The sequence below is a fragment of the Burkholderia sp. BCC1208 genome, assembly GCF_902833095.1.
Taxonomy (GTDB): Bacteria; Pseudomonadota; Gammaproteobacteria; order Burkholderiales; family Burkholderiaceae; genus Burkholderia.
Map to the genome: position 1 here is coordinate 191,040 of NZ_CADFDY010000007.1, position 25,284 is coordinate 216,323.

Here is a 25,284-nt window from a genome sequence, read left to right on the forward strand (position 1 = left end):
GCGACGCGCCGTCGCGCGTGTGCGTTCGTGTTGCGCGCGGCGTCGGCCGCGTGCGCTCTCCATTCGCGTGCCGTCCGGCCGCGCGCCTCGTTGCGCGCGCCGCTGCCGATCGCCCGTGCCGACTATCCGCAACCGACAGGAGTGCAGATGAACTCAGACGACAGTAGTCGATTACCGCTCGCCGGTGCGACGCTGCGCATCGACACGCCGTCCGCATCATGCGCGCCGGCGAGCGTTCCCGCCTTTACCGACCCACATCCGATCGCGCCTGACGCGACGCGGCGGGGAGCGCTCGTGCGTCGATGACGTCACGGTCGCTCCCCGCCCGCCGCCTCGTGCGCAAGGAGCGACTCATGACGACACGACACAATACTTCGCACAAGAAACAGCGCGGCTTCATCAAGGCCGGCGCCGGCCAGCAGAACGACCCGCGCGTCATGCGCGCCGCGCAGGAAGCAGCCCGCCCGCTCGAAGACACGCTGAAGTCGCTGCACACCAGCACGCGCGGCCTCACCTACGACCAGGCCGCCGACCGCCTGCAGCATGACGGCCCGAACGAAATCGCGCACGACAAGCCGCCGCACTGGACCCGCCAGTTGCTGCTGTCGTTCCACAACCCGTTCGTCTACGTGCTGCTGGTGCTGGCCGCCATCAGTTTCTGCACCGACGTCTACTTCGCGGCCCCCGACGATCGGGATTACGTCGGCATGACGATCCTGCTGACGATGGTCACGATCAGCGCGCTGCTGCGCTTCGTACAGGAGTTCCGTTCGCTGCGCGCGGCCGAGAAGCTCAAGGCGATGGTCCGGACGACCGCGACCGTGCAGCGCACGATGACCGACACGTCGGAGCCGACGCGCCGCGAGGTGCCGATGCGTGAGGTGGTCGCCGGCGACATCGTGCATCTTTCCGCCGGCGACATGATCCCCGCCGACGTGCGGCTGCTCGCGTCGCGCGACCTGTTCATCAGCCAGGCCGTGCTGACCGGCGAGGCGCTGCCCGTCGAGAAGTACGACACGCTCGGCGCGGTGGCCGGCAAATCCGCGAGCACGCATGCGGCCGGCGCCGCCAACGACGCACCGGCGTCGCTGCTCGATCTCGAGAACGTCTGCTTCATGGGCACCAACGTCGTCAGCGGCACGGCGACGGCCGTCGTCGTCGCGACCGGCGAGGACACGTACTTCGGCTCGCTGGCGCGCAACGTCGTGAGCCACAAGCGCATCGAGACGAGCTTCGACCGCGGTGTCGCGAGCGTCAGCTGGCTGCTGATCAAGTTCATGTTCGTGATGGTGCCGATCGTGTTCATGATCAACGGCCTGACCAAGGGCGACTGGCTGAGCGCACTCACGTTCGCCCTCGCGGTGGCCGTCGGCCTGACGCCCGAGATGCTGCCGATGATCGTCAGCGCGAACCTCGCGCGCGGCGCGGTCGCGATGGCGCGCCGCAAGGTCGTCGTCAAGCGGCTGAATTCAGTGCAGAACTTCGGCGCGATGGACGTGCTGTGCACCGACAAGACCGGCACGCTCACGCAGGACAAGATCATCCTCGAACACCACCTCGACCTGTCCGGTCACAAGAACGAGGACATCCTGCGGCTCGGCTGGCTGAACAGCTTCCACCAGAGCGGCCAGAAGAACCTGATCGACATCGCGGTCGTCGCGCGCGCCGACGAGATCGGCGAACGCGTGAAGCCGCAGGGCTACAAGAAGATCGACGAACTGCCGTTCGACTTCGTGCGGCGCCGCCTGTCGGTCGTCGTCGAGGACACGCACGGCACGCACCTGCTGATCTGCAAGGGCGCGGTCGAGGAAATGCTGGCGGTTTCCACGCACGTGCAGGATGAGGACGGCGTGCGCCCGCTCGACTTCGTGGCCCGCAAGCGGCTGCTCGAACAGGCCACCGCGTACAACGAGGACGGTTTCCGCGTGCTCGTGCTCGCCACCCGCATGATTGCGCGCGGCGACGAACGCGCGCAATACCGCACCGCCGACGAACACGACCTCGTCGTGCGCGGCTTCCTGACCTTCCTCGATCCGCCGAAGGAATCGGCCGCGCCGGCGCTCGCCGCGCTGCGCGGGAACGGCGTCGCGGTGAAGGTGCTGACGGGCGACAACCCGACCGTCACGATGAAGGTGTGCCGCCAGGTCGGCCTCGAACCCGGCAAGCCGATGCTCGGCACGGAAATCGAAGCGCTCGACGATGCCACGCTCGCGCAGGTCGTCGAACGCACGACCGTGTTCGCGAAGCTCACGCCGCTGCAGAAGGCGCGCATCGTCAAGGCGCTGCAGGCGAACGGCCACACGGTCGGCTTCCTCGGCGACGGCATCAACGACGCGCCCGCGCTACGCGACGCCGACGTCGGCATCTCGGTCGACAGCGGCGCCGACATCGCGAAGGAAACCGCCGACATCATCCTGCTCGAAAAGAGCCTGATGGTGCTCGAGGAAGGCGTGATCAAGGGCCGCGAGACGTTCGGCAACATCCTGAAGTACCTGAACATGACCGCCAGCTCGAACTTCGGCAACGTGTTTTCGGTGCTCGTCGCCAGCGCGTTCCTGCCGTGGGAGCCGATGCTCGCGACGCAGCTGCTCGTGCTGAACCTGATCTACGACACGTCGCAAATGCTGCTGCCGTGGGACAAGATGGACCCCGAGTTCCTGAAGAAGCCGCGCAAGTGGGAAGCCGGCAACATCAGCCGCTTCATGCTGTGGGTCGGGCCCACGTCGTCGGTATTCGACATCACGACGTACATCCTGATGTGGACCGTGTTCGGTGCGGGCGCGATGTATCACCTGCAAGGCGGGTCGGGCGGCCAGATCGTGATGAACTCGGGCTGGTTCATCGAGAGCCTCGTGTCGCAGACGCTCGTCGTGCACCTGCTGCGCACGCAGAAGATCCCGTTCCTGCAGAGCACGGCGTCGCTGCCGGTGCTGCTGTCGACCTTCACCGCGATCGGGATCGGCTGCTGGCTGCCGTTCTCGCCGTTCGCGGACGCGATCGGCTTCATGCACCTGCCGGGAACCTTCTGGCTGTGGCTCGCCGCGACGATGGTCGGCTACATCGTGCTCGCGCAGATCGTCAAGACGATCTACGTGCGCCGCTACAAGCAATGGTTCTGATGTCGCGCCGATGACGACGTGCCGGCCCGTGCCCCACCGGCGCGGGCCGAACGACTCGCTCTACCGTCGTTCGGTGACGAACGGGCCGCATCTGCGGCCCGTTTTTCGTTCATCGGGCGTCGTTCGCGCCGAACAGCTGCGCGCACACCGCGCGTCCTTCGTCGGTCAGCGCGGCGCTGCCGGTCCCGTCCTCGTTCAGCGTCGTCGCGCTCAGGCCCGCGGCGTCCAACTGCGTCAGCACGCGGCGCAGCGTGCTCATCGGCAGTTGCGTGCGCTTCGCGATCTTGGGCAGCGACCACGTCTTGCCGGCCGGATCGCTGGCGGCTTCGTTCAGCGTCGCGAGCGTGGCGACGAGTGCGGGATCGAGCGGGGATTCGTCGGTTTCGGAAGTCATCGGTTCGGGTTCGTCGGCCGACGTCGTGCCGGCATGCGTTGAGAAAACGATCGCGGACACTATACGCCGCGTCACGCGCCCTTGAGCGCCGCGCGCATGAACGACACGAAACGCGCGGTGACGGGATCGTCGCGATCGGACAGCCACGCGAGCCCCACGCGCCACTTCGCGTCCCGGCCGTCGAGCGGCAGCACCGTCGCGTCGCGCAGCAGGTACCGCGCGCTCGACGGGATGAACGCGACCCCGACGCCGGCCGCGACCGACGTCAGCACCGACTGCACGTCCTCCGCCTGCTGCATCACGTGCGGCACGAAACGGCGCTCGACGCACCATCGGTCGATCTGTGCGGCCAGCCCCGGGCCGCGCGCACGCTGCAGCGCGATGAAGCCGATCTCGTTGAGCGCGTCGAGGTTGGCCGGCACGCGCTTGAAGCCGAGATGCGGCGGCACCGCGAGCGCGAGCGCTTCGTCGATCACCTTGAACGACGACAAGCCTTCGTCGGAAGGCAGACGCAGGAAACCCGCGTCGAGCTTGCCGGCGCGCAGCCGGCGCGTCTGTTCGGACGACGACAGGTCGCTCAGCGTCACCGCGATACCCGGATTGCAACGACGGAATTCGGCGATCAGCTTCGGTACGAGCGTCAGCACGGACAGGCAGATGCCGAGCCGCAAATGCCCGCGCTGGCCACTGGTCGCTTCCCGCGCATGCGCCAGGATTTCGTCGGCATCGCGCACGAGCGCTTGCGCATCGGGCAGGAAGCGCTCGCCGAACGACGTCAGCTCAGCGCCATGCCGGCCGCGCTCGAACAGCTTGCCGCCGAGGCTCGCCTCCAGCGCACCGATCTGCTTGCTCAGCGCAGGCTGGCTCATGTGCAGCGCATCGGCCGCGCGGCTGAAATGGCACAGCTCGGTGACCGTCAGGAACGTACGCAGCAGTTTCAGTTCCATTCTTTAACGGAATCGTAATGAACGAAATATTCATTTTACCGATCGAATGCAATGGCGTTCAATACGGACATGCCCTCCCAGGAATTCACCTTCATGTCCCTCGATCCAGCGGCCGACTGCGTGACCGAGCCATCATCCGATGTCGCGGAGGCAACCGCATGCGCCGTTGCCGCCGATGCGCGCGCACCGAAGCGTCGTGCCGAACGCACGGACGGGCGCAGCCGCCGCTTTCGCTTCGGCGACGCGCTTGAAGACGCGCCGCCACGCGCGGTGACGGGATCGATCGCGATCAGTTTTGCGGTCGTGTCGCGGCGGAACTGGCCGCGCTGAACCGCGCACGTGCCCGCCTTTCTCCGCACGCGCACCGCTGCCCGGCGGCGCGAAAACGACCGGAATCCTCCCGTATCGCGCGTCATTGCGCGGCATCCAATCGTCATCGCCCCGCGATCGACCGTATAATTTCCCGCACCCGCTGACCGCCCATGCATTCCGCGCAGCCGCATCGCGCGTGAAAAGGAGACTTTCGCTTGACCGGCCTCATCGCGCGTCTGCCTCGCGCCCGGACCACCCTGATCCTCGCCCTTTCGTTCCTGCTGCTCGCATTCGCCACGAACGCGTCCGCGCAACGCGTGCAGCCGCATCGCACCGCACATGCGCAGCCGCATGCACACACGAAGGCCGTCAAGAAGAAGCCTCATCGCAAGAAAAAGGCCGTCAAGCATCGCCGCTCGCGCGTGACGCATCAAGCGGTCAAACGCCACGCGGCACCCGCGCCGCAGCCGCGACGCGCGAAACGCACGACGGTCGTGCGGCCGCGTCCGCCCGCGAAACCGAAGCTGCTCGCCAGTTGCGGCTACACGCCGCGCGCGGTCCGGTCGCTGCATTCACGCGCGGCCTACGTGCTCGACGTCGATTCCGGCACCCCGCTGCTGGCCCGCAATGCGCGCACCGTACGACCGATCGCGTCGATCTCGAAACTGATGACGGCCGTCGTCGCACGCGACGCCGATCGTCCGCTGAACGGCGTGCTGCGCGTGACCGCACGCGATCGCGACACGATCAAGTTCACCGGTTCGCGCCTGCAGGTCGGCTCGGCGTTGTCGCGCCGCGAGATGTTCCATATCGCGCTGATGTCGTCGGAGAACCGCGCGGCCGCCGCGCTGAGCCGCGACTATCCGGGCGGGCGCGCCGCATTCGTCAAGGCGATGAACCGCGAAGCGCGCCGGCTCGGCATGCGGCATACGCACTTCCGCGAGCCGACCGGCCTGTCGCCGCACAACGTGTCGACGGCGCAAGATCTCGCGCGGCTCGTCGGCGCGGCCGCGCAGGATCCGCTGATCCGCTATTTCTCGACCGATCTGTCGACCACCGTGCGCCCCGGCGACGGCGAACTCGTGTACGTAAACTCCGACCCGCTCGTGCGCTACCGCCGCCTGCCGATCCGGCTGCAGAAAACCGGCTTCATCAACGAATCGGGGCACGGCGTCGTGATGCGCATGCGCGTGAAAGGCCGTCGCGAAACGGTCGTGCTGCTCGGTGCACCGACGCGTGCCGGCGTATCGAGCGACGCAATCCGAATCCATCGCTGGCTGTCCTGTTCGATCCAGTAAGCGCACACGGGCAGCCGGCGCGTTCACGCCACGGGAGCGACGTCATGCAGCACGAATACCGCTTCAACGCGTTCGGCCGGCTGCTCGCCGTGGTGCGCACGGATGGCCGCTGGGCCGTGTTCGATCTCGGCGCCGAAGGCAAGCGGCGCCCGGTCAATCTGCAGGTCCCGGCGACGCTCGCCGCCGACGAACTCGGCCAGTACCTCGGCGATCTGCTGCACGAAAACGCGCCCCCGCGATACAGCGAAGTCGTACCGGTCGCGCATCGACACGCGTAGTCGCATCGGAAAGCGCCGGGTAGCGCCGCCAGCCGGCGCCAATTCGACAGTTAAACTTGCAAGTTTAACTGTCGTGTTCTATGATTCGCCGCATGAACCCGCCACGCAAACCCGGCGTTTCCGCCGAAACCGTCGCCGCCGACCTGACCCTCGCGGTCGGGCAGCTCATCCGCCGGCTGCGCTCCGAGATCGATTCCGAAGGGCTCGGCATGTCCCAGACGAGCGCGCTCGCGCGGCTTGAACGGCACGGGCCGATGACGACCGCCGATCTCGCGCGCGCCGAGGCGATGAAGCCGCAGTCGATGAAGTCGATCCTCGCGAGCCTCGAGGAAGATGCGCTCGTCGAGCGCGAACCGCATCCGACCGACGGCCGCCAGATCCTGTTCAAACTCACTGCCGCCGGCCTCGCCGCACGACGCAAGCGCAACGCCGCGAAACACAAGTGGCTCGGCGCCGCGATCGAGAAGCTCGACCCGCAAGACATCGACACGCTTGCCGCGGCAATCCCGCTGATCCGCCGCATCGGCGATCAATGAACCGGCCCGTGCGCCACGCAGCATCCGCGCGCACGGTTTTCCACGCCCCCTCCCGGAGTCCCATCATGAGCGCAACCCGTCTCGACACGAACACGGCGCTGGTCGTCATCGACCTGCAGAAAGGCATCGTCGCCCTCCCCACCGCGCACCCGGTCGCACCGGTGATCGCCCGCACCCGCGAACTGCTCGACGCATTCCGCAGCCGCGGCCTGCCGGTCGTGCTGGTCAACGTCGCGGGCGGCGCACCGGGCCGCACCGAGCAACCGCCGCGCACGGCGCAGTTCCCCGCCGACTGGACCGAACTCGTGCCCGAACTGAACCGCCAGCCGAGCGACCACGTCGTCACGAAGCAGACCTGGGGCGCCTTCACCGGCACCGGCCTCGACGCGCATCTGAAGGCAGCCGGCGTCACGCAGATCGTGCTGACCGGCGTCGCGACGAGCATCGGCGTCGAATCGACCGCGCGGCAGGCGCACGAACTCGGCTACAACGTGACGCTCGCCGTCGACGCGATGACCGACCTGAACGCGGACGCGCACGTCAACAGCATCGAGCGGCTGTTCCCGCGCCTGGGCGAGACCGGCGCGACGCAGGACATCGTCGCGCTGCTCGACCGACGCGGCGCGTGAGCGACGAACGCATCCGGCCGGCGCCGAGCCACGCGGGCGGCCGGCTCGATCCGTCGATCTGGAAAGTCAGCGCGGTCGCGACGCTCGGTTCGCTGCTGTCGCAACTCGATGCGACGATCGTCAACGTGTCGCTGTCGAGCCTCGCGACCGACCTGCATGCCAGCCTGTCGACGATCCAGTGGGTGACGAGCGGCTACCTGCTCGCGCTGACGCTGGTGCTGCCGCTGAACGGCTGGCTCGTCGACCGCATCGGTGCGAAGGCGCTCTACCTGTGGTGCTTCTCGGCCTTCACGCTCACGTCGGCGCTGTGCGGGCTCGCGTGGTCCGCGACGTCGCTGATCGCGTTCCGCGTGTTGCAAGGCGTCAGCGGCGGCTTGCTCGCGCCGATGGCGCAGATGATGATCGCGCGCGTCGCCGGCCAGCAGATGGCGCGCGTGATCGGCTACGCGGCGGTACCGGTGCTGCTCGCGCCGATCCTCGGCCCGGTCGTGGCCGGCGCGATCCTGCAGCACACGTCGTGGCGCTGGCTGTTTCTCGTGAACCTGCCCGTCGGCGCGCTCGCGCTCGCCCTGGCCGCACGGTTCCTGCCCGGCGACCGGGACGATGCGCCGCGGCGCGAACTCGACTGGATCGGCCTCGCGTTGCTGTCGCCGGGCCTCGTGCTGTTCCTGTACGGCGTCGAGCGGATCGGCTCGACGCTCGGTCTCGCGGCGGTCGCCTGCTCGGCGGTGCTGCTCGTCGCGTTCCTGCGCTTCGAGCGCCGCCGGGGCGAGCATGCGCTGATCGATCTCGCACTGTTCCGCTCGCGCGTGTTCGGCGCGGCAGCCAGCACGCAGTTCCTGTCGAACGGCGCGCTGTATGCAGGCCAGATGCTGATTCCCGTGTTCCTGATCCAGGCATGCGGACGTACCCCGGGCGAAATGGGCTGGCTGCTCGCGCCGCTCGGGCTCGGCATGCTCGTCACCTATCCGTCGATGGGCGCGCTGACGAGCCGGTTCGGCGTACGCCGGCTCGCCGCCGCCGGAGCGTTGCTCGCACTCGTCGCCACGCTGCCGTTCGTGTACCTCGCGCTGACCGGCTACGATCCGCTCGTGCTCGTACCGGCGCTGTTTCTGCGCGGCATGGGCCAGAGTGCGATCGGCGCGCCGTCGATCGCCGCCGCGTATGCGTCGGTCGAGCGCCGCAACCTGCCGATGGCGACCACGTCGCTCAATATCGTGCAACGGCTCGGCGGCCCGACGTTCACGACGCTATGCACGCTGTTTCTCGCGTGGCGGCTGCAGGCCGAATCGACGTCGGCCGGCGGCACGCAGGCCGTCGCGTATGCGTGGGCGTTCGGCCTGCTGTGCGCGCTGCATGCGGCGAGCTTCGCGACGGCGCTGCGGCTGCCGTTGCGGTCGGCCGGTGCGGGCGGCGACGAGCGACGGGCCCGCGACACACCGGCCGGTTCGCGCTGAAGACGGGCCGGCACGCGTGTGCGGCCTCCCGCTACGGCAGCCGCAGCGCCGCGACGGAGCCGGCCCGCTACCCGCGCAACGGTTTCGCGCGGCTGCGCGCGGTCGCCTAGCACCACTGCCCGCTACACCGTGCCCGGCTCCTGCGGCGCGGGCGTCGTGCCCGCCGCCTCGAGTGCCTGATGCAGCGTGGCGAAGATGCACGACGCGCCGACCACCTCGGTGATCCCGTGACGATCCATGTCCGCGCGCAGATAGCGGCTCACGCGCCCGAACAGCACGCCGACGCCGCGCGCATGCAGCGCCCTGACGAGATCGGCCAGGGTCCGCGCGGCCGAATAGTCGACATCGGTGATCGCGCCCGCATCGACGACGAACCAGCACGGCGGGACCGGCGCCGCATCGACGAGCGCGGTCACTTCGGCAGCGAACAGGTGATCGTTCGCGAAGAACAGGTCGGAGCCGAACCGGTAGACGATCAATCCGGGCGCCGTCATCGCGCCGCGCCGGGTGGGCACCGGCTGCCACCGCCCGTTGCCGGCGACGGGTTCGAGCACCATCGTGTGCGGCTGGTAGCTGTGGCGCACGTGCCGCATCAGCGATAGCGCGACGGCCAGCAGGATGCCCTGCTCGACGCCGACCGTCACGACGGCCGCGGCCGTGATCAGCGCGAGCGCGAATTCGCCGGGGCTTTCCTGGCGGATCGCCGCGAGGCTGCGCACGTTGATCAGCCCGAGCGCGATCGTGAACACGATGCCGGCCAGCACCGCGTGCGGCAGATACTGCAGGTAGGGGCTGAAGAACAGCAGCACGACGGCGACGACGGCAGCGAACGCGAGATGCCCGATCTGGCTGCGCACGCCCGCGCCATCGGCCATCGCCGTCTGCGTCGGGCTGCCGTTGACGACGAATGCACCGCCGAGCGCCGCCGCCGCGTTCGCGGCCGCGAGCCCGAGGATGTCGGCATTGGTGTCGACGTCCTCGCCATACTGCTGCGCGAACACGCGTGCGGCGGCCGCGCTCTGCGCGATGATCATCACGAAGCAGGAAGCGGCGACCGGCACGAGATCGAGGAACTGCTGCCACGTGACGGACGGCCAGCGCAGCGGCGGCAGCCCACCCGCCACGGGCCCGAGCACCGCGATGCCGTGCGCGGCGAAGCCGAACGCACCGCTCGCGGCGATGCTGCCCGCGACGGCGATCATCGGCATCGGCACGCGCGGCAGGAACCGCTTGCACGCGAGAATCGCGGCGACGACGAGCGCCGCGAGCGCGAGCGTCGGCCGGTGCGCGTGAACCAGGTGCGTGACGACATAGTCGATTTGCGCAAGGCTGCGCGACGCCGGGTACGGCACGGACAGGCCGAGCATGTCGCCGAGCATCGCAATCGACACCTGCACGCCGACGCCGGCGAGGAAGCCGACCAGCACCGTGCGCGACAGGAAATCGGCGAGAAAACCGAGCTTGAAGATCCGCGCGAGCAGCAGCATCGCGGCGGTCAGCAACGCGACCATGCCGGCCAGCGCCGCATAGTCGGCGCTGCCAACCGGCGCCATCGACGACAGCCGGCTCGCGAAAATCGTCGCGGTTGCCGAATCGGCGGCGACCACGAGATGGCGCGACGCGCCGAAACATGCGAACGCAACGAGCGGCAGAAACACCGTGTAGAGCCCCGTGACGGCCGGCATGCCGGCGATGCGCGCATAGCCGAGCACCTGCGGAATGTCCATCGACGCGAGCGAAATGCCCGCGAAGACGTCGCGGATGGCGCCCGCGCGGCGGATCGGGAGGATGCCTTGCAGCAGCCGCACGCGTGACGGACGGCTTTCGTTGGAATCTTGCATGCGTGAAATGCGTGAGGTCGAAATGACGGGGCCGCGAACGGGTGCGCGACGATGCCGCGTGTCGCTCACCGTCGCCGGACGGGCCGCCCGCCCGCGCGAGCGGCACACCGACGACGCCTGCGACGTCCGCATGATTGCATGGATCGCCGATCGCGCGCATCGACACGCGAAGGCCTGCCGTCATGGCTTCAGGTGCATCGCGTCCCGGTGTACCCCGCTTCCGGCAACCGGCGCGCGCGCCGGCTTGCGGTGATGCGGATTCGCCCTCCCCCTCACCTCGATGCAGAGGAGACCTGCACAAAGGTGAGCCGATTCGGGAGCCGATCGACCCGCCTTCACGACACGCGCCCGGAACCCGATGGCACAATCACGGTCCCTTTCATGCGCCCTTCACCGGGCGCGCGCGCCGCATCGCGGCGCCGATTCAACGCACGAGAAGGCCCCATTCCGCCCCTATGACCCTGAACGAATCCTGGTTGACGCCGCTCGTCGGCATCCTCGTCCTGTTCGCCGCCGCCGGCGCGATCGCCGCTGTCGTCCACTTCCTGCTGTTTCGCGTGGTCGCGCGTCTCGCGCGGCTGTCCGCCACGCGCGTCGACGACGCGCTGTTCGAATTCGGCGCGTTCAAATGGCTGAACCGCATCGTCCCGTTCGTCGTGATCAAGCTCGGGCTCGGCACGGTGCCCGGCATTCCGACCGTGGCCGCACAGGTCGCCGACAAGGTGCTGTTCGCGCTGATCGTGTTCCTCGTGACGATGACCATCGGCGCGACGCTGTCCGCGCTCGAGCACACGCACCGCACCTCGCAACGGGACCAGCCGCGCCTGTCGCTGAAAGGTGCGATGCAGCTCGTCAAGCTGGTGATGTTCATCACGGCCGCGCTCGTCGTGATCGGCGATGCGACCGGCAAGCAGATCGGCCTGCTGCTGTCCGGCATCGGCGCGATGTCCGCGGTGCTGATGCTGATCTTCAAGGACACGCTGCTCGGCCTCGTCGCCGGCGTGCAGCTGTCGTCGAACGACATGCTGCGGATCGGCGACTGGATCACGATGCCGTCGGCCGGCGCGGACGGCACGGTCATCGACATCACGCTGAACACCGTCAAGGTCGCGAACTTCGATCACACGATCATCACGGTGCCGACGTGGAAGCTGATCACCGAGAGCTATCAGAACTGGCGCGGGATGACCGAAGCGGGCGGCCGCCGCATCAAGCGCGCGCTGTTCGTCGATGCGACGAGCGTGCGTTTTCTCACGAACGACGAGATCGAACGGCTCGAACGCCTGACGCTGCTGAAGGACTATCTCGAGGACAAGGTCGACGCGATCGAGCAATGGAACGGCACGCTCGGCGCGGCCGGCGACTGCCCGGCGAACCGCCGCCAGCTGACGAATCTCGGCACGTTCCGCGCGTACGTCGCGAATTACCTGAAGTGCCATCCGCGCATCCGCCGCGACATGACCTGCATGGCGCGGCAACTGCCGCTCACGGCCGAAGGCATTCCGCTCGAACTGTACTGCTTCACCGATACGACCTCGTGGGTCGACTACGAAACCATCCAGGCCGATCTGTTCGATCACCTGATCGCGGTGCTGCCGGAGTTCGGGCTGCGCGTGTACCAGCACCCGTCGGGCTTCGACATGCGGCAGATGGTCGATGCCGCGCAAGCCGGACTGCAGGCGCCGCGCGCGGCTTGATACAGGCCACGGCGGCCGGCGGCCGGTCGCCGCCGGCCCTGCCGTCGCGCGGCGGCGCTCACCGCGCCGCGCACTCGGACGCGAGCCGCCCCAGCACCTTCAGCGCGTCCTCGATCTGCCGCGACCACGGGTAGCTGTAGTTGAGCCGGATGAAATGCCGGTAATCGGAGCCGGCCGAGAACATGTGCCCGGGCCCGACCGTGATCCGCTGCGCGAGCGCCAGTGTATACAGCTTCATCGCATCGACCTGCGGCGGCAGCTCGACCCACAGCACATACCCGCCCTGCGGCTGCGACAGCCGCGTGCCTTCCGGGAAGAAACGCCGCACCATCGCACTCATCAGGCTCGCCTGCTGCGCATACTGCTTGCGCATGCGCCGCAGGTGAAAATCGTAGCCGTCGTATTTCAGGTACTCGGCGATCGCGAGTTGCTCGATCGCGGGCGTCGCGAGCGTGTTCAGGAATTTCAGCTTCTCGACCTGGTCGCGATAACGGCCCGGCATCGCCCAGCCGATCCGGTAGCGCGGCGACAGGCTCTTCGTGAACGATGCGCAATGCAGCACCAGCCCGTCGCGATCGAACGACTTCAGCGCGCTCGGCGCCGTGTCGCCGAAGTGCAGCTCGTGATAGACGTCGCTCTCGATCGCCGGCACGCCGTGCTTCGCGAGCAGTTCGACCAGCGCCCGCTTGCGCGCATCGGGCATCTGGAAGCCGAGCGGGTTCTGGAAATTCGGCATCACCATGCAGGCGGCGATGCGCTCGCGCGCGAGGACCCGCTCGAGCGCGTCGAGATCGATGCCGTCGCCCGGGTGCGTCGCGACTTCCAGCGCGCGCATGCCCATCCGCTCGATCGCGTGCAGCATCGCGTAGAACGTCGGCGACTCCACCGCGATCGTGTCGCCCGGCTTCGCGACCGCCTGCAGGCACAGGTTGATCGCCTCGGTCGCGCCGATCGTCATCACGATCTCGCCCGGCTCGACCGCGACCCCGCGCTCCGCATAGCGCCGCGCGATCTGGCGGATCAGCTCCTGATTGCCGGGCGGCAGGTCGTCGATCACGCCCCAGCGCGTGCGCCGCCGCCCGATCGCCTGCGCATAGCGCGCGATGCGCTGCACCGGGAACTGCGACGCGTCGGGATACGGCGAGCCGAGCGGCACCGCGTCGTCGCGCGCGATCGAGCGCAGCGTCGACAGCACGAGCCGGCTCACGTCCACGGCCGACGGCTCGGCGGCCGGCGCGGAGACATGCAGCTCGGCCCCGGCCGGCGCCGCCGCGCGCGCCCGCACGAAGTAGCCCGACTGCGGTCGGCTTTCGATCAGGCCGCGGCTTTCCAGCACGAGATACGCGCGCAGCACGGTCGTGACGCTGAGCTGCTGCTGCCGGCTCGCCTGCCGCACCGACGGAATCCGCTCGCCGGACCGGTACACGCCTCGCTCGATCTGCGCCTGGAGATCGTCGGCCAGTTGTTCGTAACGCTTCACGCGCCTCCCTTTCAACTTCCCTTCGGCAACACAGTTGCGATCCGCACCGTATGAATGGCCGAAACTGTACTCTTTTTTGAAGTGAAAAGGTGTACACACAGCGGGACGGGTGCCGCGCGTACTCTGCACGCATCGACCCCGACACCCGCATCATGAAAAAGAAATCCGCCACCGCGCGCATCGAACCGTACACCCACCCGGCCGCCGGCTGGGGCGCGCTGAAAGCCGTCACGATCAACCTGATCAAGGAAAAGGTCGCCGGCGGCAACTACCGCACGCTGCTGCGCCAGAACCAGCCGGACGGCTTCGACTGCCCGGGCTGTGCGTGGCCCGATCGACAGCACGCATCGACGTTCGAATTCTGCGAGAACGGCGTGAAGGCCGTGGCCGCGGAAGCGACGAGCAAGCGCGTGACGCCCGAATTCTTCGCCGCGCACACGGTGACCGAACTGCTCGAACAGTCGGATTTCGAGCTCGAACAGCACGGGCGGCTCACCGACCCGATGGTGTACGACGCGCAGACCGACCGCTACGTGCCGATCGCATGGGACGACGCGTTCGAGCTGATCGCGCGCCACCTGCGCGCGCTGCCGGACCCGAACCAGGCCGCGTTCTACACGTCCGGCCGCGCCAGCAACGAGGCCGCGTTCCTGTACCAGCTGTTCGTGCGGCGGTACGGCACGAACAACTTCCCCGACTGCTCGAACATGTGCCACGAAGCGACGAGCCGCGGGCTGCCGGCGTCGGTCGGCGTCGGCAAGGGCACGGTCACGCTCGACGATTTCGAGCATGCGGACACGTTGCTGATCTTCGGCCAGAACCCCGCGACCAACCATCCGCGGATGATGGGCGAGCTGCGCGAGTGCGCGAAGCGCGGCGCGACGATCGTGTCGATCAACCCGCTGAAGGAGCGCGGCCTCGAACGCTTCGCCGATCCGCAAAGCCCGCTCGAGATGCTGACGATGTCGGGCACGAAGATCGCATCGACGTTCATCCAGCCGACCATCGGCGGCGATTTCGCGCTGATCAAGGGGATGGCCAAGCGCGTGCTCGAACTCGACGACGCCGCGCGCGCCGCCGGTGCGTCACGCGTCATCGACATTGCATTCATCGACGAGCACACGGCCGGTTTCGACGCATTCGCCGACGATCTGCGCGCCGAAAGCTGGTCCGCGCTGACGGCCGAAAGCGGCGTGCCGTACGAGCAGATCGACGCGCTCGCGCAACGCTATGCACGCAGCGAACGCGTGATCGCGACGTGGGGCATGGGCATCACGCAACACAAGCATTCGGTCGCCACCGTGCAGATGCTGACGAACCTGATGCTGATGCGCGGCAACATCGGCCGGCCCGGCGCCGGCCTGTGCCCGGTGCGCGGCCATTCGAACGTGCAGGGCAACCGCACGGTCGGCATCGAGGAAAAGCCGTCGCAGGCATTCCTCGACCGGCTCGGCCACGTGTTCGATTTCGAACCGCCGCGCGATCACGGCTACGACGTCGTCGAGACGATCGAAGGGATGCTCGAAGGCCACGTGAAGGTGCTGATCGGCCTCGGCGGCAATTTCGCGATGGCGACGCCCGACACGCCGCGCACGTGGGAAGGCATGCGGCGCTGCGAGCTCTCCGTGCACATCACGACGAAGCTGAACCGCAGCCATCTGATCCACGGCCGCGACGCGCTGATCCTGCCGACGCTCGGCCGCACCGAGATCGACCTGCAGGACAACGTCGCGCAAGGCGTGACGGTCGAGGATTCGATGAGCATGGTCCACGTGTCGTACGGGATGAACAAGCCGGCGTCGCCGAACCTGATGTCGGAACCGGCGATCGTCGCGCACATGGGCCACGCGCTGTTCGGCAGCGGCACGATCGACTGGCTCGCGTACAAGGACGACTACGCGAAGATCCGCGACGCGATCGAGGCCACGCTCGACGGCTTCCACGACTACAACGCGCGCATCGCACGGCCCGGCGGCTTCCACCTGCGCGTCGCGTCGCGCGACCGCGAATGGCTCACGCCGACGGGCAAGGCCAACTTCATCGCGCACGCACTGCCGACCGACACGCCGATCCAGCGCGCCCGCGCGCTGCACGGCGCCCGGCTGATGACGCTGATGACGACGCGCTCGCACGATCAGTACAACACGACCGTCTACGGGCTCGACGACCGCTATCGCGGCGTGTTCGGCCAGCGCCGCGTGGTGTTCGTCAACCGCGACGATCTCGCGATGCTCGGCCTGCAGGCCGGCGAATGGGTCGACATGGAAACCGTGTGGCACGACGGCATCGAGCGGCGCGCGGACGGCTTCCTGCTGGTCGAATACGACATCCCGCGCGGCTGCATCGGCGCGTACTACCCGGAAACCAACCCGCTCGTGCCGCTCGACAGCGTCGGCGACGTGTGCAACACGCCGACCTCGAAGTCGGTGCCCGTGCTGCTGCATCGCGCGGCCGCGCCGGCATCGACCGCCGCCTGACGGAGCACGACGATGATCGTTCGGCCGCGCGAGCACTGGCTGCGGATGCTGCTCGTCTGGAACGGCTCGGTGCTGCCGACCATCCTGCCGCAGCTCGTCCTGACGCTCGCGATCAGCCTCGTCGCGGTGTGGGGCGGCGGCCGCGTGCTCGGCGAAAAGGTGCCGCTGAACCCGACGCCGTTCACGCTGATCGGCCTGACGCTCGCCATCTTCGCGGGGTTTCGCAACAACGCCAGCTACGAACGCTATCGCGAAGGCCGCCAGCTGTGGGGCGGCGTGCTGACCGCCACGCGCACGCTGGTGTCGCAGGCGCTCTGCTACGGCGCGGTCGACCGTGACGACGCATCGCGCCGCGCGTTCGTGCGCACGGTCGTCGCGTTCGTCTACACGCTCAAGCATCAACTGCGCGGCACCGACCCGGCCGCGGACCTGCGCGCGCGGCTCGACGGCGCCACCCTTGCGCGCGTCGCCGCTTCCCGGTATCGCCCGGTCGTCATCGTGCACGCGCTTCGCGAAGCGTTCGCCGCGCGCGCCGATGCGGGCCGTCTCGCCGACACGCGCCTGTGGATGCTCGATGCGCGCCTCGACGATCTCGTCGCGATGGTGAGCGGCTGCGAGCGCATCGCATCGACGCCGATTCCATTTTCATACGACGTGCTGCTGCACCGGACCATCTATGCGTATTGCGTGTTGTTGCCGTTCGGCCTCGTCGATTCAATCGGCGCGGCGACACCTTTTGTAACAGTTTTCGTCGCCTATACGCTGATCGCGCTCGACGCGATCGCGCATGCGATCGCCGAACCGTTCGGCGACGGGCCGAACCATCTCGCACTCGATGCGATGACGCGGCAGATCGAGCGCACGCTGCTCGAACTGAACCGCGAACCGCTGCCGGCCGAGGTGACGCCCGGCGCGTCCTACCGCCTCACCTGACCGGCGATCCCCGCTCAATCGCGGCGGCCGCGCAGGAAGTCGCGATGCTCGGCGGCCGCATCCGCGATCCGTCGCAGCAGGACCACGCCGTTCAGCAACGCATGCGCGTCGTCGCCGTCGCGCGCGGCCACGCGTCGCCGCAACAGGCCGGCCGCGGCGTCGCAAGTCCGATCGAGCCGCGCGAAATCCGCCCGTGCGACGCGCCCGCGCACCACCGCCGCCGCGCGACGCACGGCCGGTTCGCGCGTGCCCAGTTCGGCGAGCGACAGCAAGCTGTCGCCGAGTCCCCAGATCGCGAGCAGGTCGCGCATGTCGCGCTCGATCAATGTCTGCGGCAGGCCGCCCGCGAAACCGAGCTCGCGCGCGAGACGGTCGGCCGTGCGGCTCAGCCACGCACTCGCGGGCCACGCCCGCGGATCGCGCGCGATCCCCGCCAGATCGCGGCGCACCGCGCGATGCAGGCGTCGTCGGCTCGTGCCCGGATCGCCGGGGAACACCAGCGCGAATACCAACGCGCCGAACGCGATGCCGAGCAGCGTCGCGAGCGCGCTATTCAGGAACGCGGCATCGCCGATGCGGGTCGTGTTGTCCGGCGACGTGAAATTCCAGAAGAAGATCGAGAACGCGCTGCCCATCGCGGCCGTGCGCGGATGGCGCATCGCGAGGCCGGTGCCGATCAGGAACACGCCGAGGATGTACGCGAGCATCTCGAAGCCCGACACCGCCGGCAGCAGGATGAAGTTGCAGACGGCACCCGCGACCGCCGCGCATGCCGTGCCTTTCATGAAACCGACGATCGCACGCACCGAATTCGGGCGTGTGGAGAACAGTGCGCTCACCACGGCCGTGATCGCGACGAACCCGCCGCCCGCCGGCCACGCGGTGAAGACCCAGATCGCCGACGCGGCCAGCACCGCGATGAACGCGCGGATGCCGTTGTGACACGCGAGCACCGGATCGCGGTGGAACGCGTAGCGCACGCGTGCAGGGGGCGGCACCGGCCGGTCGAGCAATGCCTGGCTCGCGAATGCGCGGTCGAACCCGCCGAGCAGCGCCGACAGCCGGTCGAGCGTGAGCAGGCGCGACGTGTCCGGGGCGGCCGGCGCGGCGGCCTCGGCGCGCAGCGCGTCGTCCACGCGTGCGCGTAGCGCGGCCATCCGGTGCCCCGCGTCGCCCGATGCAGCGATCCCTTCGAGCACGTGCGCGACCTCGTCGACCAGCGGCTCCGGCGCATCGTGCGCGCGCGCCGCGTGCTCCCGGATCGCCTGCCCCGCCGCCTGCGCAGCCAGCACGCCGAGCGCCGCCGCGCGCAAATGGCCGATCGCGTTGCGCACCGGCGGTGCGCCGGCCGCCGCATATTCTGCCGCGGTATCGAGTTCGAGCGCATCCGCGAACAGGCGGTGCACGGCCGCGCCGTTCGGCTCGCGGCGCAGCGCGCCCGCGCCGACCGCCACCGCGCGGTCGAGATAGCGCGCGAGCCGCATCCGGACCTCCTTCAGCGGCGCGCCCGGCGCGAAGACCGTTTCGAACAGCGCGCCGCACAGGATGCCGACCACCACGTACAGGAACCGCGCGACCGCGATGTCGAACGCATGCAGCGGCGCCGATACCGCGTCCATCGCGATGATCGCGGCCGTGTAGCCGGCGAGCACCGCCGCATACGCGCGAAAATTCCGCTGGAACGTCGCGATACCCGCGCACAGGCCGATCCAGGCGGCGAGCGCGGGCAGGAACAATTGGGGCGTCTGCGCGAACGCGCCGGTCAGCGCGAGCGCGACGGCCGCACCGATCGCGGTACCGAGAATCCGGTACTGACTCTTCGACAGCCCCATCCCGCGGCTGCCTTGCGCGACGATCCACACGGTCGAGGCAGCCCACATCGGATCGTCGAGATTCATCCGGAACGCGATATAGAGCGCCAGCAGCGACGCGGCGGTATTGCGGAGTGCGAATGCAAGCGCGCCGGACGGCAACGTCGGGCATGCGTCGCGCAGCGCGGCCCGGACGGCCGCGAGCGGCGGCATGCTGGGGAATGCGAATTTCATCCGGCGAGCATACGGTCGCGTGGCGACCGCCACTACGGGGCAGCGGCGGGATGCGTTATTGCGCCGGGCGGGATAATCGGCTCGACCCGCGGCAATCCGGCCCGCGACGGTAAGATGCGCGCATGCCGACCACTGAAACGAATCGCATGGACCTCGAGAGCATCCGGATATTCTTGCGTGTGGTGGAACGCGGCAGCTTCACTGCCGCCGCCACGCAAATCGACATGCCGCTCAGCCGCGTGAGCCGCAAGATCAGGCAGCTCGAGGACGACCTCGGCGTCCAGTTGCTGTACCGCACGACGCGTCGCGTGTCCGTCACCGAAGCCGGACGCGACTACTACGAACGTTGCCTGCGCGCCGAGGAGATTCTGCTCGACGCGGACCGTCAGGTGCGCGCGCTGCGCACGGAACCCGAAGGCACGCTGCGCGTGCTGGTGCCTTACGCGATCGGCCTGTTCGAACTGGAACCGGCGCTCGCCGAGTTTCGCCGGCGCTACCCGCTGGTCCAGCTCGTGCTGATCTACGACAACAGCGCGCTCGACCTCGTCGAACACGGCTTCGACGTCGCGCTGCGCACCGGCGTGCTGACCGATTCCGGCTATGTCGCGCGCTCGCTCGGCTGGTCGCACGCGAAGTTCGCGGCCAGCCCGCGCTATCTCGACCGCGCGGGCCGGCCGCACACGCCGCAGGATCTCGCCGATCACGACATCCTGTTCGTCGGCCGCGACACGCCCGGCCTGACGCTGCGCCTCACCAACGCGGCCGGCGACGTCGCCGACGTGCCGGTGCGGCCTGTGCTGATCTCGAACGAATCGGTCACGGTGCTGCGCCAGGCCGCGAGCGGCGGCGGCATCGCGCTGATTTCGACCCACTTCACCACACGGCGGCTCGAGAGCAACGAACTCGAAATCGTGCTGCCCGACTGGCATCGCACCGACGACGTCGAGCTGCACGCGCTCTACCCGAAGCGCGCGACGCTCGACAGCAAGGTGCGCGCATTCGTCGAGTTCCTGACGGAAATCTTCACCGCGTGGCGGACCGCGCCCTAGCCAATGTAAACACCGCCGCACGACCTGCAATCGATGCACGTCCGCTGCATTATTGCGGCGCAGGAAAGGAACTAATGAGCGCGCAAGCGTTGATCGGCGTTCGCCGCATCGTTAGCCTGTGGCGATGAAAAACCGCCACACACGCTACGGCAGCCACGCGAACGCTGCCCGCCGACGCGTCACGCGCGTCGCGCCCTCCTGACCGGCCTGCCTGCTTGCCGAAGCCCGTCACGGCTTCGCCGATCCGATTGAACGCCTGAACCGCACGCGGCGCGCGAGCGGCCCCTCGTTTGCCGGGCCGCCCACGCGCGGTGCGTGTCCGTCCGCTTCGCGGCTCGTCCGCGCAGGCGCCGCATGCGTGCGCGCGGCTGCCGGCGCTTGCGCCCCGCACGCCCCCTTCATCACGCAGGAACACCATGTCATCTCCGTCACCCCAGGCGCCGCTGTCGGGCGGCAAGCTCGCGATCGGCACGATCGCGGTATCGCTCGCCATGTTCATGAACGTGCTCGATTCGTCGATCGCGAACGTCGCGATCCCGACGATCTCGGGCGACCTCGGCGTGTCGGTCGACGAAGGCACGTGGGTGATCACGATCTTCGCGGCGGCGAACGCGGTGTCGATTCCGCTGACCGGCTGGCTCACGCAGCGCTTCGGCCAGGTACGCCTGTTCGTCACGGCGATCCTGCTGTTCGTGTTCGCGTCGTGGCTGTGCGGGATCGCGCCGAACCTGCCGACGCTGCTGGCCGCGCGGATTCTGCAGGGGGCGGTCGCGGGGCCGCTCGCGCCGCTGTCGCAGGCGCTGCTGCTCGGCGCGTGGCCGCGGCAGAAGTCGTCGACGGCGCTCGCGCTGTGGTCGATGACGGCGCTCGTCGGGCCGATCGCCGGGCCGTCGCTCGGCGGCTGGATCACGTACGACTACAACTGGTCGTGGATCTTCTACATCAACATTCCGGTCGGCTTCTTCGCGGCGGCCGTCACGTGGTTCGTGTTCCGCGATCGCGAATCGGCCACGCGCCGCCTGCCGATCGATACGGTCGGCCTGCTTCTGCTCGTGCTGTGGGTCGCGTCGCTGCAGATCATGCTCGACAAGGGCAAGGATCTCGACTGGTTCAACTCGCCCGTGGTCGTCGCACTGGGCATCGTCGCGCTGATCGGTTTCGCGTTCTTTCTCGTGTGGGAGCTGCACGAAGCCAACCCGATCGTCGACCTGCGGCTCTTCACGCAGCGCAACTTCGCGGGCGGCACGATCGCGATCTCCGTCGCGTACGGGATGTTCTTCGGCACGCTCGTGCTGCTGCCGCAATGGATGCAGGGCTATCTCGGCTACCGCGCGGTCGATTCGGGGCTCGCCACCGCACCGCTCGGACTGTTCGCGATCCTGCTCACGCCGATCATGGGCCGCTTGCTGCCGCGCACCGATCCGCGCTATCTCGCGACGCTCGCATTCGTCGGCTTCGCGGTCGTGTTCATGATGCGTACGACGTTCTACACCGACGTGTCGCGCTGGGATCTCGTACTGCCGACGCTGCTGCAAGGCATTCCGATGGCGATGTTCTTCGTGCCGCTGACGGCGATCATCCTGTCGGGCTTGCCGCCGGAAAAGATTCCGGCCGCGGCCGGCCTGTCGAATTTCGGCCGCACGTTCTGCGGCGCGGTGGGGACGTCGCTGATCGGCAATGCGTGGAACGACCGCACGATCCTGCACCACGTGCGGCTCACCGAACAGGCGAGCGTCACCAATCCGGTCTTTACGCAGCAGCTCGACACGAGCCGTTCGCTGCTGCACCTGAGCCCCGATTCGGCGCTCGCGTTCTTCAATGCGTCGGTCGATTCGCAGGCGGCCGTGATGGGCTTGAACGACATCTTCTACGTGTCGGCGATCATCTTCATCGCGATTATCCCGCTCATCTGGATCACGAAACCGTCGCGCTCGGGCGGCGGCGATGCCGATGCGGCGGCGGCCGGCGCGCATTGATCCGGACCCGCTGCAGCGCGCGCCCCGTGCCGCGGCAGGCGTAATAAAGACTTGCAATCGATACAGGCGGAAACGTCAACAGACGGTGCCCGTATCGCGTTTTTTCCTCAAGCGCCCACGATCCGGACGCGCAACGACAGGAGAAATCACCATGCGAGCCCTTACCCGCCACATCGCGATTGCCGCCGCCCTGATGTCGGTGCTGACCGGCACCGCGTTCGCCGACACGCCGTGGCAGAACGCGCATCCGCGCCGCGAAGAGGTCAACCAGCGTCTCGCCAACCAGAATCGCCGCATCCATCACGAAGTGAAGGAAGGCGAGATGTCGCACGCGCAGGCCGCACGCCTGCATCGTGACGACCGCAAGATCCGCCAGGAAGAGCGGGACATGGCTGCGCAGGATCACAGCCACATCACGAAGAGCGAAAAGCACGTGCTGAACCAGCAGGAAAATGCGGTCAGCAACAAGATCGGCCAATAACACCGACAACACCGGCAAGCGCCCATTCGCCACTAGCTGAAACGCCCGCTGCCGCGATGCGGCAGCGGGTGCTTGTTGTATCGAATCGTTTCAACGCGCCAACGGCGTCGAATGCTGCGGGTATACTCCGTCGTCAGCCGCCCGTTGCATCGTCGTCCGTCAAAAACGGCCCGATTCCCGGCGGTTTCGTCGCGAAGCTTCGCGTTTCGCCACCCCGCGCCCCAGCCTCGATACGAGACACCCGACGACCGACCATGAAACGATTCCTGCTGCTCCTTCCCGCCGCCCTGCTCGCCGCCTGCGGTTCCGCTCCGTCGTCCGACTCGGCCGGCTCGGGCACGGCACCGATGATCTACGTGTCGTCGCAACGTCCGGCCTACGCGATCGCGAACTGCCTCGACAGCCGCCTGTCGGGCACCGAACAATCGCAGCACAACGGCGTGACCGACATCGCCGTCGGCTCGAATTCGTACTTCGTCACGCTGACGCCGTCGGGCAACGGCTCGGTGATCAAGGTCGTGCGCGGCTCGGGCAACGAGCCGGCCGAGGAAGCGATGCGCTTCGCGGTCGCGCGCTGCGCGATCTGACACCCTCCCGCGCCGGGCGTCCGCCCGGCCCGTCGCCACGCGCCAACCGGCGCGCCTGCCGAATATTTTCATCCGGGTACCCGTCGATGAGAGAATCGCACCACGATTCCTTTTCAGTGGAGCCCGCATGAAGCACCTGCTGTCCCGGCTGTTCGTCAGCGCCGCGCTCGCCGCGCTTGTTCCGGCGCTGCCGGCGCAGGCTGCCACGCCGCCCGGCATCTTCGTCGTCGCCACGCAACTCGGCGAATTCACGACCCTCGACCCGAGCGGGATCTACGAGCTGGTGCCGTCCGAATACGTCGCGAACACCTACGAACGGCTGGTGCGCGTCGATCTGAAGGATCCGACGCGCTTCGACGGACAGATCGCGCAATCGTGGACGGTCGGCGCCGACGGCGTGACCTACACGTTCAAGCTCCGCCCGGGCCTCACCTTCCATTCCGGCAACCCGGTCACCGCCGACGACGTCGCGTGGTCGCTGCAGCGCACCATCCTGCTCGACAAGGGGCCGGCCGGCGTGCTCGCCGATCTCGGCCTGACGAAGGCGAACGTGACGCAGAAGGTGCGCGTGATCGATCCGCAAACCGTCGTGCTCGAAACCGACCGCAAGTACGCGCCGAGCTTCGTGCTCAACGTGCTGAGCGCATGCCCGGCCTCGGTCTTCGACAAGAAGCTGCTGCTGTCGCACCAGCAAGGCAACGATTTCGGCAGCGGCTGGCTGCGCACCAACGACGCGGGCTCGGGCCCGTACCAGCTCGTCAAGTGGACGCCGAACGAAACCATCGTGCTGCAGCGCTTCGACAAATACCGCACGCCGTACCCGATGAAGCGCGTCGTGCTGCGCCACGTGCCCGAAGCGTCCGCGCAACGGCTGCTGCTGGAGAACGGCGACGCCGACGCCGCGCGCAACCTGAGCCCCGACAGCCTCGCCGCGCTGTCGAAGGCCGGCAAGATCAAGGTCGCGTCGTGGCCGGTGTCGGCGCTCCTGTACCTGAGCCTGAACACGAAGAACCCGAACCTCGCGAAGCCCGAGGTGCAGCAGGCGATGAAATGGCTCGTCGATTACGACGGCATCCAGCGCAACATCGTCAGCACGACCTACAAGGTGCATCAGACCTTCCTGCCCGAAGGCTTCCTCGGCACGCTGAACACGAACCCGTACAAGCTCGACGTCGCGAAGGCGAAGGCGCTGCTCGCGAAGGCCGGCCTGCCGAACGGTTTCGACGTGACGATGGACATGCCGAACGACTATCCGTACCTCGAGATCGCCCAGGCGCTGCAGGCGAACCTCGCGCAGGGCGGCATCCGCGTGAAGCTGATCCCCGGCGATGCGAAGCAGGCGATCGGCAAGTACCGCGCGCGCCAGCACGACATCTTCGTCGGCGAATGGTCGCCCGACTACATGGACCCGAACAGCAACGCGCGCGGTTTCGCGTGGAATCCGGACAACTCGGACCAGTCGCCGACCAAGATGCTCGCGTGGCGCAACAGCTGGAACATTCCGCAACTGACGAAGGACACCGAGGCCGCGCTCGTCGAGCCGTCGCCCGCGAAGCGCGCGCAGCGTTACGAAGCGCTGCAGAAGGCCGTGCTCGCGAACTCGCCGTTCATCATCATGTTCGAGAAAGTCGTGCAGGTCGCCACGCGCCCCGGCGCGACCGGACCGGAAATCGGTCCGATCAACGACCTCGTGTCGTACCGGACGCTCGCGAAATAATCGCGGCTGCGCGAAGCGCCGGACATGCAGC

20 protein-coding genes are annotated in these 25,284 nt (G+C 68.2%); 15 read left to right on the forward strand and 5 right to left on the reverse strand.

The window, feature by feature from the left end; translation table 11 throughout:
• Window positions 1–353 precede the first annotated feature (353 nt).
• Window positions 354–3,119, forward strand: coding sequence for a magnesium-translocating P-type ATPase (mgtA, locus tag HWX09_RS18160; RefSeq protein WP_080681260.1), 2,766 nt, complete (start codon window positions 354–356; stop codon window positions 3,117–3,119).
• 109 nt (window positions 3,120–3,228) lie between these two features.
• Here mgtA and HWX09_RS18165 read toward each other — a convergent pair whose 3' ends face one another.
• Window positions 3,229–3,513: a hypothetical protein gene (locus HWX09_RS18165; protein WP_027780848.1), complete on the reverse strand. Its 285-nt coding sequence runs from the start codon at window positions 3,511–3,513 to the stop codon at window positions 3,229–3,231.
• 71 nt (window positions 3,514–3,584) lie between these two features.
• On the reverse strand, window positions 3,585–4,460 hold the full coding sequence (locus HWX09_RS18170) for a LysR substrate-binding domain-containing protein (RefSeq protein ID WP_027780849.1): 876 nt from the start codon (window positions 4,458–4,460) through the stop codon (window positions 3,585–3,587).
• 51 nt (window positions 4,461–4,511) lie between these two features.
• On the opposite strand from HWX09_RS18170, the gene HWX09_RS18175 reads away from it, so the two are divergent.
• The 6 genes from HWX09_RS18175 to HWX09_RS18200 all read left to right on the forward strand — a co-directional run bounded on the left by HWX09_RS18175 (window position 4,512) and on the right by HWX09_RS18200 (window position 8,970).
• A complete protein-coding gene (locus HWX09_RS18175) occupies window positions 4,512–4,790 on the forward strand; it encodes a hypothetical protein (protein WP_027780850.1) in 279 nt (92 codons plus the stop codon).
• 197 nt (window positions 4,791–4,987) lie between these two features.
• Window positions 4,988–6,070: a serine hydrolase gene (locus tag HWX09_RS18180; protein WP_027780851.1), complete on the forward strand. Its 1,083-nt coding sequence runs from the start codon at window positions 4,988–4,990 to the stop codon at window positions 6,068–6,070.
• A 44-nt stretch (window positions 6,071–6,114) separates the two neighbouring features.
• Entirely contained in the window at window positions 6,115–6,348 is a 234-nt protein-coding gene (locus tag HWX09_RS18185; RefSeq protein WP_027780852.1) for a hypothetical protein, read from the forward strand.
• A gap of 80 nt (window positions 6,349–6,428) precedes the next feature.
• The gene (locus tag HWX09_RS18190; protein WP_027780853.1) at window positions 6,429–6,884 is read left to right on the forward strand and encodes a MarR family transcriptional regulator; all 456 of its coding nucleotides are present in this window, start codon (window positions 6,429–6,431) and stop codon (window positions 6,882–6,884) included.
• A gap of 65 nt (window positions 6,885–6,949) precedes the next feature.
• A complete protein-coding gene (locus tag HWX09_RS18195; protein ID WP_027780854.1) occupies window positions 6,950–7,513 on the forward strand; it encodes an isochorismatase family cysteine hydrolase in 564 nt (187 codons plus the stop codon).
• Window positions 7,510–8,970, forward strand: a complete 1,461-nt coding sequence (locus tag HWX09_RS18200) for a DHA2 family efflux MFS transporter permease subunit (protein ID WP_027780855.1) — start codon at window positions 7,510–7,512, stop codon at window positions 8,968–8,970. Before HWX09_RS18195 ends, HWX09_RS18200 begins: the two co-directional genes overlap by 4 nt.
• A gap of 122 nt (window positions 8,971–9,092) precedes the next feature.
• On the opposite strand, the gene HWX09_RS18205 is transcribed toward HWX09_RS18200, so the two are convergent.
• On the reverse strand, window positions 9,093–10,811 hold the full coding sequence (locus tag HWX09_RS18205; RefSeq protein WP_027780856.1) for a SulP family inorganic anion transporter: 1,719 nt from the start codon (window positions 10,809–10,811) through the stop codon (window positions 9,093–9,095).
• Window positions 10,812–11,266: 455 nt separating this feature from the next.
• Between HWX09_RS18205 and HWX09_RS18210 the strand changes: the two genes are divergently transcribed.
• Window positions 11,267–12,508, forward strand: coding sequence for a mechanosensitive ion channel family protein (locus tag HWX09_RS18210; protein WP_027780857.1), 1,242 nt, complete (start codon window positions 11,267–11,269; stop codon window positions 12,506–12,508).
• Window positions 12,509–12,566: 58 nt separating this feature from the next.
• On the opposite strand, the gene HWX09_RS18215 is transcribed toward HWX09_RS18210, so the two are convergent.
• On the reverse strand, window positions 12,567–13,988 hold the full coding sequence (locus tag HWX09_RS18215) for a PLP-dependent aminotransferase family protein (protein WP_027780858.1): 1,422 nt from the start codon (window positions 13,986–13,988) through the stop codon (window positions 12,567–12,569).
• A 152-nt stretch (window positions 13,989–14,140) separates the two neighbouring features.
• On the opposite strand from HWX09_RS18215, the gene HWX09_RS18220 reads away from it, so the two are divergent.
• Both HWX09_RS18220 and HWX09_RS18225 read left to right on the forward strand, forming a co-directional pair.
• On the forward strand, window positions 14,141–16,465 hold the full coding sequence (locus HWX09_RS18220; protein ID WP_027780859.1) for an FdhF/YdeP family oxidoreductase: 2,325 nt from the start codon (window positions 14,141–14,143) through the stop codon (window positions 16,463–16,465).
• A 12-nt stretch (window positions 16,466–16,477) separates the two neighbouring features.
• Window positions 16,478–17,398, forward strand: a complete 921-nt coding sequence (locus tag HWX09_RS18225; RefSeq protein WP_027780860.1) for a bestrophin family ion channel — start codon at window positions 16,478–16,480, stop codon at window positions 17,396–17,398.
• 14 nt (window positions 17,399–17,412) lie between these two features.
• On the opposite strand, the gene HWX09_RS18230 is transcribed toward HWX09_RS18225, so the two are convergent.
• Window positions 17,413–19,443, reverse strand: a complete 2,031-nt coding sequence (locus tag HWX09_RS18230; protein WP_027780861.1) for an FUSC family protein — start codon at window positions 19,441–19,443, stop codon at window positions 17,413–17,415.
• Between the two features lie 146 nt (window positions 19,444–19,589).
• Here HWX09_RS18230 and HWX09_RS18235 point away from each other — a divergent pair, with 146 nt between their 5' ends.
• The 5 genes from HWX09_RS18235 (at window position 19,590) to HWX09_RS18255 (ending at window position 25,253) form a co-directional block, all read left to right on the forward strand.
• Entirely contained in the window at window positions 19,590–20,492 is a 903-nt protein-coding gene (locus HWX09_RS18235) for a LysR family transcriptional regulator (RefSeq protein ID WP_027780862.1), read from the forward strand.
• A 416-nt stretch (window positions 20,493–20,908) separates the two neighbouring features.
• The gene (locus HWX09_RS18240) at window positions 20,909–22,468 is read left to right on the forward strand and encodes a DHA2 family efflux MFS transporter permease subunit (protein ID WP_027780863.1); all 1,560 of its coding nucleotides are present in this window, start codon (window positions 20,909–20,911) and stop codon (window positions 22,466–22,468) included.
• 151 nt (window positions 22,469–22,619) lie between these two features.
• A complete protein-coding gene (locus HWX09_RS18245) occupies window positions 22,620–22,949 on the forward strand; it encodes a hypothetical protein (RefSeq protein WP_027780864.1) in 330 nt (109 codons plus the stop codon).
• A 254-nt stretch (window positions 22,950–23,203) separates the two neighbouring features.
• The gene (locus tag HWX09_RS18250) at window positions 23,204–23,536 is read left to right on the forward strand and encodes a sugar ABC transporter ATPase (RefSeq protein ID WP_027780865.1); all 333 of its coding nucleotides are present in this window, start codon (window positions 23,204–23,206) and stop codon (window positions 23,534–23,536) included.
• Window positions 23,537–23,663: 127 nt separating this feature from the next.
• A complete protein-coding gene (locus HWX09_RS18255; RefSeq protein ID WP_027780866.1) occupies window positions 23,664–25,253 on the forward strand; it encodes an ABC transporter substrate-binding protein in 1,590 nt (529 codons plus the stop codon).
• The last annotated feature ends 31 nt before the right edge of the window (window positions 25,254–25,284 follow it).